Annotated in this window: 13 protein-coding genes; 8 read left to right on the top strand and 5 right to left on the bottom strand. The window is 61.2% G+C overall.

Translation table 11 applies throughout. The features are described 5' to 3' along the window. The first annotated feature begins 153 nt into the window (after window positions 1-153). A complete protein-coding gene (locus tag BN1137_RS08490; RefSeq protein ID WP_050718195.1) occupies window positions 154-1,938 on the top strand; it encodes a diguanylate cyclase domain-containing protein in 1,785 nt (594 codons plus the stop codon). A gap of 30 nt (window positions 1,939-1,968) precedes the next feature. Here BN1137_RS08490 and fabV read toward each other — a convergent pair whose 3' ends face one another. Continuing rightward, the gene (fabV, locus tag BN1137_RS08495) at window positions 1,969-3,156 is read right to left on the bottom strand and encodes an enoyl-ACP reductase FabV (protein WP_050718196.1); all 1,188 of its coding nucleotides are present in this window, start codon (window positions 3,154-3,156) and stop codon (window positions 1,969-1,971) included. A gap of 379 nt (window positions 3,157-3,535) precedes the next feature. On the opposite strand from fabV, the gene BN1137_RS08500 reads away from it, so the two are divergent. After that, complete coding sequence (locus BN1137_RS08500) at window positions 3,536-3,970, top strand: universal stress protein (protein ID WP_033130880.1); 435 nt, start codon at window positions 3,536-3,538, stop codon at window positions 3,968-3,970. 193 nt (window positions 3,971-4,163) lie between these two features. Beyond that, window positions 4,164-5,177, top strand: coding sequence for a tryptophan--tRNA ligase (gene trpS, locus BN1137_RS08505; protein WP_050718197.1), 1,014 nt, complete (start codon window positions 4,164-4,166; stop codon window positions 5,175-5,177). Here the strand turns inward: trpS and BN1137_RS08510 are convergent. Then, window positions 5,156-6,115 (bottom strand): LysR family transcriptional regulator, encoded by a 960-nt coding sequence (locus tag BN1137_RS08510; RefSeq protein ID WP_050718198.1) that lies wholly within the window; start codon window positions 6,113-6,115, stop codon window positions 5,156-5,158. The genes trpS and BN1137_RS08510 overlap by 22 nt on opposite strands. Before the next feature lie 91 nt (window positions 6,116-6,206). Between BN1137_RS08510 and BN1137_RS08515 the strand changes: the two genes are divergently transcribed. Both BN1137_RS08515 and BN1137_RS22385 read left to right on the top strand, forming a co-directional pair. After that, on the top strand, window positions 6,207-7,106 hold the full coding sequence (locus BN1137_RS08515; RefSeq protein ID WP_050718199.1) for a DMT family transporter: 900 nt from the start codon (window positions 6,207-6,209) through the stop codon (window positions 7,104-7,106). Continuing rightward, window positions 7,091-7,252 carry a hypothetical protein gene (locus BN1137_RS22385; protein WP_157433683.1) on the top strand — a complete coding sequence of 54 codons (162 nt, stop codon included), beginning with the start codon at window positions 7,091-7,093 and terminating at the stop codon, window positions 7,250-7,252. Before BN1137_RS08515 ends, BN1137_RS22385 begins: the two co-directional genes overlap by 16 nt. 121 nt (window positions 7,253-7,373) lie before the next feature. Here BN1137_RS22385 and BN1137_RS08520 read toward each other — a convergent pair whose 3' ends face one another. Then, entirely contained in the window at window positions 7,374-7,838 is a 465-nt protein-coding gene (locus BN1137_RS08520; RefSeq protein ID WP_050718260.1) for a DUF6314 family protein, read from the bottom strand. Window positions 7,839-7,880: 42 nt separating this feature from the next. Between BN1137_RS08520 and BN1137_RS08525 the strand changes: the two genes are divergently transcribed. Continuing rightward, window positions 7,881-8,738, top strand: a complete 858-nt coding sequence (locus tag BN1137_RS08525; protein ID WP_050718200.1) for a carboxylate/amino acid/amine transporter — start codon at window positions 7,881-7,883, stop codon at window positions 8,736-8,738. Window positions 8,739-8,819: 81 nt separating this feature from the next. Here BN1137_RS08525 and BN1137_RS08530 read toward each other — a convergent pair whose 3' ends face one another. After that, window positions 8,820-9,626, bottom strand: a complete 807-nt coding sequence (locus BN1137_RS08530; protein ID WP_157433684.1) for a sensor domain-containing diguanylate cyclase — start codon at window positions 9,624-9,626, stop codon at window positions 8,820-8,822. Between the two features lie 158 nt (window positions 9,627-9,784). Beyond that, entirely contained in the window at window positions 9,785-10,498 is a 714-nt protein-coding gene (locus BN1137_RS08535; RefSeq protein ID WP_050718261.1) for a 3-deoxy-D-manno-octulosonic acid kinase, read from the bottom strand. 141 nt (window positions 10,499-10,639) lie between these two features. On the opposite strand from BN1137_RS08535, the gene BN1137_RS08540 reads away from it, so the two are divergent. Both BN1137_RS08540 and gmk read left to right on the top strand, forming a co-directional pair. After that, entirely contained in the window at window positions 10,640-11,695 is a 1,056-nt protein-coding gene (locus BN1137_RS08540; RefSeq protein WP_050718262.1) for a glycosyltransferase family 9 protein, read from the top strand. Window positions 11,696-11,998: 303 nt separating this feature from the next. After that, window positions 11,999-12,625 carry a guanylate kinase gene (gmk, locus tag BN1137_RS08545; RefSeq protein WP_050718202.1) on the top strand — a complete coding sequence of 209 codons (627 nt, stop codon included), beginning with the start codon at window positions 11,999-12,001 and terminating at the stop codon, window positions 12,623-12,625. Window positions 12,626-12,648 lie beyond the last annotated feature (23 nt).

Consider the following 12,648-nt stretch of genomic DNA (forward strand, 5'->3'; position numbering starts at 1 on the left):
ACCATCCGCATGGGTCAGCTATCGCAGATGTGATAACGGCTTATCTCATCCTGCCCCCCATACAGGCATGGCAAGGCAAAGAAAGATGGTGTACCCGGACCCAGTCTCTATGATGACGCCAATGTTCAGGAAGAAGATTCAATGAGATTGCTGATGGCATTGGCGCTGCTCTGGATGACCCAGTTGCAGGCCGCTCCCCCTTTGCTGGAAGAGGTCGAATTGCAGGCGGCGCGCGATCCTGTCGGCTATTTGCGGCGCCTCGATACGGACTCGGGGCAAGACATGGAGCTGTATTACGCCCGATCCCTGGCCAAGGCGGCCCTTGGCCGCTACCCGGAGGCGCTGATCGACAATGCCCGCGCCCGTGGGCTGGCCAGTGCCCGCCAAGAAAGTTTGCGGCTGCTGGACTTCCAACTGCAGCAAGTGGCCCTCACCCTGAATACCGAAGATCCCCAGCAAGCCCTCAATCTGCTGGCCCAGCTCCAGACCCACGTCACCGGTCAACCGGCCCAGGAAGCCGAATGGCACGCCCTGAAGGGGCTTGCGCTCTATCGCACCCAGCACCTGAAGGAGGCGATCACCGAGCTCAAGACCGCCTTTCACCTCAAGAGAAATGAACCAGAGAGCAGCCATGCCCATCTGCAATGCGCGCGACTGCTGATGACGCTGGGCAACCTCTATGCCGATCTCAGCCTCTACAAGGAGGCGGAAAGTTATTATCAGGACGCGCTGCAGCTGATGAGGCGGCTCAACGAGCCCAACGGCCAGGCCATCATCAAGGCCAACATGGCGCGGCTCTACATCGACATGGATAGCCCCGCCCAGGCGCGGCAGTTGCTCGATGCTCTGCTGGCCACCAAGGGGCTGGCGCCGGATTATCGCGCCATCATCCTCGGCTACCAGGCCATGGCCTTCAACGCCCAGAGCAACTGGCAGGCCGCCTGGCACAGCCTGGATGAGGCGCAAGATATCTATCGGCAACTGGGCTACCCACAGGCAGGCTCTCGCCTGACGGAGACCCGGGCCAAGACGCTGCAAGGCCGTGGCGAAAAGCAGCTGGCGCTGCAACTGCTGACAACCAGGACGCACCCGGTCACCATCGATGGCAAGGCACTGCAAGCCAGGCTGCTGGCGGATCTGGGGCGCTACCCCGAGGCGTATCGGGTGATGCGCGAATACATGCACGATTACAAACAGCACTTCAACGAGACCCTGAGCCAGCATGCCAGCGTCTTCCAGGCCGAGCGGGAGCTGGCCCGTAGCGAGGCCAGCAACAGAGCGCTGCAACAGGAGAACGATCGCAAACGTCAGCAACTGCTGTATCAACAGAGCGCCCGCTACTACCAGCTGCTGCTGGTCGTGTTGCTGACGGGGGCCCTGATCCTGCTCGGGCTGGCCACCCACCGGCTGCACCGCAACTCACGCCATCTCTACCTTCTCGCCACCTTCGATCAGCTGACCGGATTGCCGAACCGGCGCGCCCTGCTCGAGCGGCTGGAACAGCAGTGGCAGCAGGAGCAGCCGCTGACTCTGCTCATCATCGACATCGACCACTTCAAGCAGATCAATGATCGCTATGGCCATCAGACCGGTGACATGGCGATCCAGCGGCTGGCCGAGGAGCTCAAGCACTGGGCCCCCGATCTGCAGCAGATCGGGCGTTGGGGAGGAGAAGAGTTTCTGGTGGCCATGCCACTGGATGGCAACGCCTGCTGGCGCCTGGCGGAGCGGCTGAGAAAGCGGGTCGAGCACTTCGACGCACCGCCCATGACCATCAGCACCGGGGTGGCAGAGCGCTCCCCCGCCGACGACAGCCTGCAGCAGCTGATCCACCGGGCCGACATGGCCATGTATCAGGCCAAGCGTCAGGGCCGCAACCAGAGCATACTGGCGCAGGATCCCGAGGGGCAGACCGAACTGAGCAGCAGCGTCGCCTGAGCGCGGCGCCGCCAGTCAGTCACAACGGGATCAGGGCACCAGCTCGGCCAGTGATGACTCATTCACCGGCGCCCCGTAGTCAACCTCGGGCAACTCGAACCCATTGAGCTGCATGAAGTCCCGCTTCAGCCCGGCAAAATCCCCAAGCCCCTGGAAGTTGTCCGGCGTCACCTTGGACCAGAGCGTCGAGACGGCGGCCTGAATGGCCGGATCCAGCTCGTGATCGTCCATCCGGATCAAGCGGTTGCCATCGGCCACCACCCCTTGCGGCCCATACATCTTACGGGCGAACAGTCGCTGCATCTGCTCGATGCAACCCTCGTGCACCCCGCGCTCCTTCATCACCCCCATCAGCAGGCCGAGATAGACCGGCAACACCGGGATATAGGCGCTCGCCTTGGTCACCAGCGCCTTGCACACCGACACCCAGGCGTGACCACCCAGCTCGGCGAGTTGCAGGTTGATGGTCTCGGCGGTGGCGTGCAGGTGCTCCTTGGCGTAGCCGATGGTGCCATCCCGGTAGAGGGGATAAGTGGATTCCGGCCCGATATAGGAATAAGCCACTGTCTGGACGCCCTTAGCTAGACAATCCGCCTGCTGCAGCGCCTGCAACCAGAGTTGCCAGTCCTCCCCGCCCATCACGGTGACGGTGTCGCGGATCTCCTCCGGGCTGGCCGGTGCCAGGGTCTGTTGCACCAGGGCATCTCGCTCCAGATCCAGCCCCCAGCCGGTGAACGGCTGACCCGTGGTCTTGAGCACCGAGCGCACCTGAGTGCCGTCTGGCAGCACCCGGATACCGCTCGCCAGGGAGTAGATCACCAGATCCACCTGCCCCAGCTGCTCGCGGATGGTGGTGATGGCCTGCTGACGCATGGCGTCCGAGAAGGCATCGCCGATCAGGTTGATGGCGAGGCGCCCCTCCTGCTCCGCCGCCTGGCGAAACCAGATGTTGTTGTACCAGCCCGCGCTGCCGAGCCCCTTGTCGGACGGCCCCCGCTCGAACGAGATGCCCAGGGTGTCGGCACCAGCACCGAAGGTCAGGGCGATGCGCGACGCCAGCCCGAAACCGGATGAGGCTCCCAGCACCAGCACCCGCTTGGGCCCGTTGAAACTGCCCGCCGCCTTGACGCTGGCGATCTGCTGGGCGACGGCGGCGCGGCAACCGATAGGGTGACAATTGCGGGCGACGCAGCCCTGAATGTGCGGATGAATAATCATGGGGGATCTCCGATTGAACTGGCTACAGCATAGCCATGACAGGGCAGATTACCTTGATATGAAGGGGGATGGGACGGAGAAAGGAGGGTAGAAAAACAAGAGGGAGCACGAGGCTCCCCAAAGCGGTATTCAGATGCTTTTTGTTGTTTTTGTGTTCATTGCGAAGCACGGGCACATCCTATTCCCCTCCTGCTTGCAGGGCAACCTGTCGGCTGTGATCGACCTCAAATTATTGCTCAATATATGTGCGATTGTTTCTCCATGGCGGCAACATAGCGGTACAACAAGCCCATTCAAATCCTGAAACTGTGGCGACAACGCCGTTTTAGTTTCAGCAGACATTGGTATAGTGAGCTCAGGATCAGTGAGGAGAACTCCCATGAATGGAACCTATTACAAACACGTACTGGCCGCGATCGACCTGTCGGAAGATAACCGCAAGGTGATCGAGAAGGCGGTCGACCGGGCCCGCTCCAACGGCGCCAAGTTGTCGGTGATCCATGTCGACGTGGACCTCAAGGATCTCTACACCGAGATGATCGATATCGACATCGACAACGTGCAGGATCAGGTGATTGCCGAAGCGAAAGAGAAGCTTGAGGCCTTCCTCGCCTCGGTGGACTACCCCATCGAGAAGAAGCTGGTGATCTGCGGCGATCTCAGCGAGCGGGTCAATCAGGCGGTCAAGGATTACCAGATAGACCTGCTGGTGTGTGGTCATCGCCAGAGCTTCTGGAGCCTGCTCACCTCGAGCGCCCGCCAGCTGATGAATACCGTGCCCTGCGATCTGCTGGTCGTGCCCTTGCAGAAGTGATCAAACGGGCGTAGCTTGTTTAACCATGAATACGACCGCTTTTAATCACAATTACTGGTGGTGCTGCTCCTAAACAGGCGGCACCGCTTTTCTATGTGAAATTTCCAACAGAAAACACCGTGACCGCCGAGAGGCGGTCAATTGTTTTCATCCCTTTGTCGCCTCCCGGCCCACCCCCATCGGAGAGAGTGACATGCACAACCCCATCATACTGACTGGCGACAGACCCACCGGCAAACTGCACATAGGCCACTACGTCGGTTCCTTGCGCCAGCGGGTGGAAGCCCAGTCCCACTACCGCCAGTTCGTGATGATCGCCGATCTGCAGGCGCTGACCGACAACGGCCACAACCCGACCAAGGTGACCGACAACGTGTTGGAGGTAATGGCCGACTACCTGGCCGCCGGCCTGGATCCCGCCAAGACCACCTTCTGCCTGCAGAGCGCCCTGCCCGCCCTCGCCGAGCTGACCTGCTACTACCTCAACCTGGTCAGCGTCGCCCGATTGGAGCGCAACCCCACGGTGAAGGCCGAGATCCAGCAAAAAGGGTTCGAGCGCAGCCTACCCGCCGGCTTCCTGGTCTACCCGGTCAGCCAGGCCGCCGACATCACGGCGTTTCGCGCCACCCATGTGCCAGTGGGAGAAGATCAGCTGCCCATGCTGGAGCAGACCAACGAGATAGTGCGCCGCTTCAACACGCTGGTCGGAAAAGAGGTGCTGACCGAGTGCCAGCCGATCCTGAGCGACACCGGCCGCCTGCCCGGCATCGACGGCAAGGCCAAGATGTCCAAGTCCCTCGGCAACACCATAGAGCTCGGCATGTCGAGCGACGAGGTCAAGCAGGCGGTGTTCGCCATGTATACCGACCCGAATCACCTCAAAGTGAGCGATCCCGGTCAGGTGGAGGGCAATACGGTGTTCGCCTATCTGGATGCCTTCCACCCGGACAAGGCACTGGTGGCCGAGATGAAGGCCCACTACCAGCGCGGCGGCCTCGGTGACATGCGCTGCAAGCAGGTGTTGAACGACTGCCTGCAGAGCCTGCTCGCCCCCATGCGGGCGCGGCGCCAGACGGCTATCGCCGACAAGGGTCAGCTGCTGGCGTTATTGCATCAAGGCACACTGGAGGCTCGCGCCCTCACCGACGAGGTGCTGGCCGAGGTCAAGGGCGCCATGGGGCTGGATTACTTCGCCGGATTGCGCTGAGCCGCAGTGCCTAGCGCGGCCGCGCCGTAGCGCTCGTAGGCGATCAGGTGGAGCAGGCTCTTGAACCAGCCGATCGCCTCGTCATGGGCACTCAGGGGGTGGCCCGCCATCAGATAGACGATGGGGATGGCGGGCTCCAGCTGATGCAGCCGCAGCGGATAGTAGCGGCAGAAGTGGCGCCCGATCATCTCGGGCACCACCACCAGGTAGCGGCCGGTCGCCATCAGCTCTGGCACCGCCATGAAACTCGGCAGTCTGGCCCCCAGCTCCCGCGCCACCCCGAAGCGGGCCAGCCAGAGCTCCACCATGGCCTGGCTGTGACCCCAGCTGGAGGTGTAGATGTGGGGGCGGCTCACCAGCTCCCCCGGCCCCAGCACGTCCGCCAAGGTGCTGCCCAGCGGTGACAGACAGACCAGCGGATTGGTGAACCACTCCTCGCGCCACAGCCGGGGGGAGAGGTGATTGGCATCGGCGAAACCGATCACCAGATCCAGCTCCCCCTTCTCCAGCTCTCGTTCGTAATCGCTGCTCGCCAGCTCGCACACCTCCAACCGACAGGCTGGCGCCAGCCGATGCATACGCTCCACCAGCGTCGGCACCAGACCGTGCTCCACCGAGCCCGGGGTGGCGATGCGAAACACCCGCTGGGCACTGGCGGGCTCGAATCCCTTCGCTTGGCGCAACCCCTGTTCCAGCATGGCCAATGCCTGACGCACCGGTCCGGCCAGCGCCTTGGCGCGCTCGGTGGGCATCATCTCGCGCCGGCTCATGACAAACAGGGGGTCATCCAGTGCGCTACGCAGCCGCCCGAGGGCGTGGCTGACGGTGGACTGGGAGAGGTGCAGACGTTCGGCGGCACGGGTGACGTTGCGCTCCTGCATCAACATGTCGAACACGGTGAGCAGGTTGAGGTCGAGACGAGAGAGGGGTTGTTCCATCGATATTAGCCATAGTCGAATGACGACAATTCATTTTAGGCATAGTAGCAGATTGCATAGAATGCGCGGGCGAATTACATCGGAGATTAAAATGCGTAGCTATCTGTTGTTGCTGGCGATCGGCCTGTTGTGGGGCTCCCAGTTCATCTTCATGCATCAGGCCGTGGCCGAGTTGCCCCCCATCATGGTGGCCGCCATTCGTGCCTTGTGCGGCAGCTTGACCCTGGGTCTGCTCTGCCTGTTCATGCGTCTCAAGAGCGAGCACACCCCCTGGCGTACCTATATGTGGATCGCCCTGCTCGACGCCACCATCCCCTTCATCATGGTCGCCTGGGGTCAGCAATATGTGGACAGCGCCATCGCCGCCGTGGTGATGGGTTGTATCCCCTTTGTCACCATCTTGATGGCACCTCTGTTGGTTTCCGGTGAAAAAATCACCAAGGGCGGTCTGCTCTCCGTGGTCATCGGTTTCATCGGTGTGCTGGTACTGTTCTGGCCGAAACTGGCCAACGGCATGGATGCAGGTCTGCTCGGCGCCGTTGCCATCCTGTTTGGTGCCAGCTGCTTCGCCATCGGCCTGCTGATGATCAAGCGTTTCGCCAAGGACCACCCAGTGGTCGTGGCCCGTAACATCCTGATCTCCTCCGCCGTACAGCTGCTGGTGGCCGCGCCCTTCGTGACCGATCTGAGCGCCCTCACCGTGCCGAGCACTCAAACCATCAGCGCCGTCGTGGTGCTGGGCGTGTTCTGTACCGGTCTGGTCTACTTCCTCTACATGGCACTGATCCAGAAGGCGGGCCCGACCTTTGCCTCCTTCAGCAACTACCTGGTGCCGCTGTTCGGCGTCATGCTGGGGGCCCTGTTCCTCGGCGAGCAGATCCAGTCCACCACAGGCGTGGCACTGGCACTGATCCTGGGTTCGGTCGCCCTCAACCAGTGGGCCCAGCAACGTCGTTCCCAGCGGGAGGCGACCCCATGTCAGGCATCCTGACCACCCTGTGTGGCGGTCTGGTACTGATCGCCGGCTGGCAGTATCGCCACCGGCTGGCCGGACTGCTCGGCCTGCTGATGCTGACCCTGCCCTGGTTCTTCGACAGCAAGCTGCAAGCCATGCTGAGCTATGCCCTGAGTGCCTGAGTGGCGGCACTGAATGTGTGACGAGAGTGTATCTCTCCTGTTTTTTGGGACCGTTTTAACAAAAACCTCCGATTTGTCCCCCTCTACCGGCGCTCTGCGCCGGTTTTTTTATGGCCGCGCTCTATGTCGACATCCGATAGCGGTACTCGAGACGCTCGTTCTTGCGCGGACCCGTGATCTCCCAGCTGAGTAGAAACCCTTCCTCATCGGGCCTGAGTTCGGCGCTGTAGTGATCCTGGCCACACAGGTGTGGCTCGGCGGTGAGCCAACGCCCATCCGGCTGGGGTAATAGCTCGAACAGCAACACGGGCGATTCGTAGCGCAGGTGAGACAGGCTGATCCCCCGCTCGCCCCGTTGCCACCAGAAGCGGTTGTGCATGGCCAACTCTCGGCCATGAGGCGTGGTGTAACACCCCTGCTCGGCAAACAGCCACCCCCCCTGATGATCGGTCACCTGCACCACTCCCTCACCCCGACCGTTCCAGTCGGTGGCGGATCCCGCCCCATTACTCGCCTCGAAAGCAAATGCTCCGATCTGTGGCAACAGCGCCCATAAACGCTGGATCGTGACGTCCAACTCGGCCATCATAGCGCCCTCCAAATTGACAACTGACGACAATTCAACCACATGAACTACTTGATAGGGGTCACCCTGCTCTGGTCCTTCTCCTTCAGCCTGATCGGGGTCTACCTCGCCGGCCAGGTGGATGCCTACTTCTCCGTCCTGACCCGCATCGCTCTCGCCAGCCTGGTATTCCTGCCCTTCCTGCGCCGCAGCTGGCTAAGACCCGATCTGGTCGCCAAGCTTATGGCACTCGGCGCCATCCAGCTCGGCATCATGTATCTGTTCTATTACCACTCCTTCCTGCTGCTGACGGTGCCGGAGGTGCTGGTGTTTACCATCTTCACCCCCATCTACGTCACCCTGATCTACGACCTACTGGAATCCAGATTCAAGCCCGTCTATCTGTGGGGAGCCTTGCTGGCCGTGCTGGGCGCGGCCGTCATCCGCTTCGATGGCCTGACCGAGAGCTATGTGATGGGATTCCTGGTGGTACAAGGGGCCAACATCTGCTTCGCCCTGGGACAGGTAGGTTACAAGGTGCTGCTGGCACGTGAGGCACAGCAGCCACCCCAACTGGCGGTGTTTGGCTGCTTCTATCTGGGAGCCTTGGTGATAGCGCTGCCCGCCTGGCTGCTGCTGGGCCAGCCCCAATATCCGACCAGCAACCTGCAATGGGGCATACTGCTCTGGCTGGGAGTGGGGGCATCCGGGCTCGGCTACTTCCTGTGGAACAAGGGGGCGACTCTGGTCAGCAGCGGTGTGCTGGCCATCATGAACAACGCCCTGATCCCGGCCGGTTTGCTGGTCAATCTGGTGCTCTGGGGCAAGGATACCGATCTGCTCAGGCTATCCATCGGCGGCCTGCTGATGCTGGCCTCACTCTGGGTTTGCCAGCGCCAGCCCGCGACTAGTACAGACTGACGATCAACCAACCGATAGGTCTGCTGATGCTAGCCCTCTGGACTCACCGGCATCATCGGGTGAGTGAGCACTGACTACAAATCAACCAACGACGGTGTTGTGTTCCCGCTTGGCCTGACCGTGACAGGAGGCCAAGCGGGCCAGCAGGTGATCGATCTGCTCGGCACTCTGGCTCTGCACCAGGCCGATGCTGACGGTTACCGGCCGTTCGGGCAATAAGCTGGCGTCGGCAATCTCGAGGCGCAGCCGCTCGGCGATCTCCAGTCCGCTCAGCCGATCGGTCTGTGACAGCATCAGGATGAAACCATCTTCGTCCCAGCGGGCGAAGGGATCTTCCCGCCGCAGCTCACGGCGTACGATGCGGGCTAGCTTCGCCAGCATGGCGTCACAGGCCACCTCCCCAAACAGCTGCAATATCTTGCTGCGGTGATCCACGGTGAACTGCAACAGGCAGAAGCTGCCACTCTCGCTGGCCAGCCGCTCATCCAGCAGCAACTCGAAGTGGCTGCGGCTCTCCAGCCCGGTGAGCGGATCCGTATCGTGGCGATCTTCCACCAAGGGAGTCACGGGATCGAGATGGCGCACCACCCCCAGCAGATGACCCGCTTCGTCACGGCGCACCCGCTCCTCCAACCGGACATAATGGCCCTGGTGGTGCAAGATACGATACTCGAGCCGCAACCCGCTGCTGTGGCCCGCCTGGCAGGCGCTGATGGCATCCGTCAGGCGAGAGCCGTCGTCAGGGTGTACCCGTGCCAGCCAGCCGAGATCGTCCAGCTCGTTTCCATCCAGTCCCAGCAATTGCAAACAGGAAGGATCGCGCCGCAGCCCCTGCTCCACCGACCAGGTCCAGATCCCGGCCTCCAGCAGCGCCATGGCCTCAGCCATCAGGGGTGTCTCAAGCCGGGTGACTGTCTCAACCCAAAGAGTCTCATGCCTTTCCATCACTCGCCTCAACACCAGATTTGAATCTCTGCTCAATAAGTAACATCGGCTCTTGCGCCGAGCAACAGGCTCAATCTGCTTTTCCCTGCTAGCCGCTCAGCTCAACCAATGCGTTCCTGATAACCGGCCATCAGTGCCTGCCAGTTTTCCGGCACGAAGTGGAAGCTGGTGTGTAACTGGGACTCTTTCACAAAGGAGCGCTGTAGCCGCTCCAGATTGGCCTGTTGCCAGTTGCCGGGGGAGCGGATCTCTCCCTTGTCAAAATCGATCACCCAGACCTTGCCCTCTTTATCGAGCAGCAGGTTATGGCTGTTGAGATCGGCGTGATAGACACCCGCATCATGCAGCTGGCGTACCGTCCGGCCCACCCTGTGCCACACCTCGCTGGCGATCGACCCTTGCTTGAGCAGGGCCACCAGATCCTTGGCGCCACGGATACGCTCGATCAGGATGTCGGCGCGGTAGAAGGGACCCTGCTTGGCCATGCGCGCCGCAAACGGACGCGGCACCGGCAGACCCTGCTCACTCAGCTGGGCCAGCAGCCGGTATTCGGCCATAGCGCGGCTGGTCTCCACTCCTTCGAACCAGAAGCGATCCCGCACCACCTTGCCCACCATGCCGCCGCGATAGTAATGACGCAGCACCAGATGGCGCGACTCATCCTTCACGAACCAGGTCACCCCGCGTCCAATGGCAGAACCCACCACCTGGCGATGGGTCTGCCACCAGACCGGATCGAACAACGCAGGAGAAGGGTCGCGAAAGGCCCCTTCGGCATACCAGCAAATCTGGTTATGGACGGTCTGTGTCAACATCATGAATGTTCCGGTGCTAGTGAATGCGATTTTTCAATTCAAGGGGTGTGCCTGTCCGGCATGCCAACTGGCGCAATTTTACAATCCACAAGGGAGTTTGCATAATGCCATCCATCCATTCTGCCACCATTGCGCCACATCATGCCGTTGTTCCAAACGCCGCCCTCTTCTATTTGTATCCTGCGGCTCTCCGCCATCGGAGATTGCTGCCATGCGTTGGCACTGGTACGCGTCATCCAGCGCGAGTGGCCAGAGACCCGCATCACCTGGATCACCGGGAAAATCGAAGCGACACTTTTTGCCGATTTGCCCGGGGTGGAAGTCATCCCGTTTGACAAGGGCAAGGGCTGGCGCGGCTATCGTGAACTGTGGCAACGGCTAAAGGGCCGCCAGTTCGATGCCCTGCTGCATCTGCAGGCCGCCATGCGCGCCAGCATCGCCACCCTCGGCATCAAGGCCAAGGTCAAACTCGGTTTCGATAAAGAGCGGGCCAACGACGGCCAATGGCTGTTCACCAATCACAGGGTACCTTCCCCCACCTCACCCCATGTGCTCGACGGTTTCCTCGCCTTCGCCAAAGAGCTGGGCATCCGGGATCTGACCCCGGACTGGCAGCTGCCCATCGGCGCCGAACAGCGCGAATGGGCCCGGGAAAAAATCGCCGGCAAACCCACCCTGCTCATCTGCGCCGCCGCCAGCAAGGCATTCAAGAACTGGACCGCCGAAGGTTACGCCACGCTGGCCGATCATGCAGCAGGCAAGGGGTTCCAGGTATATCTGTGCGGCGGCCCGGCCAAACTGGAGCGGGATCTGGCCGCCCAGATCCAGCACCTCAGTATCAGCAAACCGGTCGATCTGGTGGGGCAGACCAACCTCAAGCAACTGCTGGCCCTGATCGCCGAGGCCAGCCTGGTGCTAGCGCCGGACACGGGCCCCACCCACATGGCGACGTTGGTGGGAACCCCCGTCATCGGCCTCTATGCCCATCACAACCCGGCGCGCACCGGCCCCTATCTGTGCCGCGACTATGCGGTCAGCGTCTATCAGGAGCTGATTGAGCAGGAGACCGGCAAGCCGCTGGCCGAGCTAAGCTGGCGTACCCGCCTCAAGGATCCGGACGCCATGGCCAAGATAAGCCAGGAGCGCGTCATCGCCACCTTCGACAGGCTCTGCGCCGATAAGCATCTGCCGCGCTAACGGGGAGAACGGGAACTCGGAAATTCCGAAGCCTGAGGCTGGGATAACCTGCTGGCCCTCCCCTCCCGGGCAAGGCAGAATGCGGCTTGTGGGTAACGCTCCCGCAGCAAGCTACGAATATTTTGATCGGCTGGAATATGATTCCGGCCGTTTTTTTATCCGTCGCCATCTGCTAAGATTTGCCGCCTTTACATCCCCCCGATCCTGTTTTTATCCGTGTTTTGCGATCGACTGTCTCCCTTCAGGGCACAAGACGGCGGTCTCTGCTACAACCAAAACACGGGTCTAGCTAAAGGTACTGATATGGCGCAGCAAGGCACTCTCTACATCATCTCTTCTCCAAGCGGGGCCGGTAAATCCAGCCTGCTCAATGCCTTGCTGACCCAGCACAACGACGCTGGCAAGATGCAGCTGTCGGTCTCCCACACCACTCGCGCCATGCGTCCCGGCGAAGAGAACGGGGTACACTACCACTTCGTACAAGTGGAAGAGTTCAAAGAATTGATCGCTCGTGGCGACTTTCTGGAGTGGGCCGAGGTGTTCGGCAACTACTACGGCACCTCCCGCGCCGCCATCGAAGCTTGCCTGGCAAAGGGCATCGACGTCTTCCTCGACATCGACTGGCAGGGCGCTCGCCAGATCCGCGATCAGCTGCCGACCAAGTCCATCTTCATCCTGCCTCCCAGCCGCCACGAACTGGAGCAACGCCTGATCGGGCGTGGCCAGGATAGCGCCGAGGTGATTGCCGGCCGGATGGAGAAAGCCATTGCCGAAATGGTGCACTATGACGAGTATGACTATGTCATTATCAACGAAGACTTTGAGCAGGCGCTGTTCCAGCTCAGGGCCATCATCGAGTGCCAGCGACTGGAATTACGCCAGCAACAGCAGGCCCAACAAAACTTGCTGCAACAGTTACTGGCAGAATAGGCCAAAAACAAGTAAACTTTTGC

This window comes from Aeromonas tecta (genome assembly GCF_000820185.1).
Lineage (GTDB): Bacteria > Pseudomonadota > Gammaproteobacteria > Enterobacterales > Aeromonadaceae > Aeromonas > Aeromonas tecta.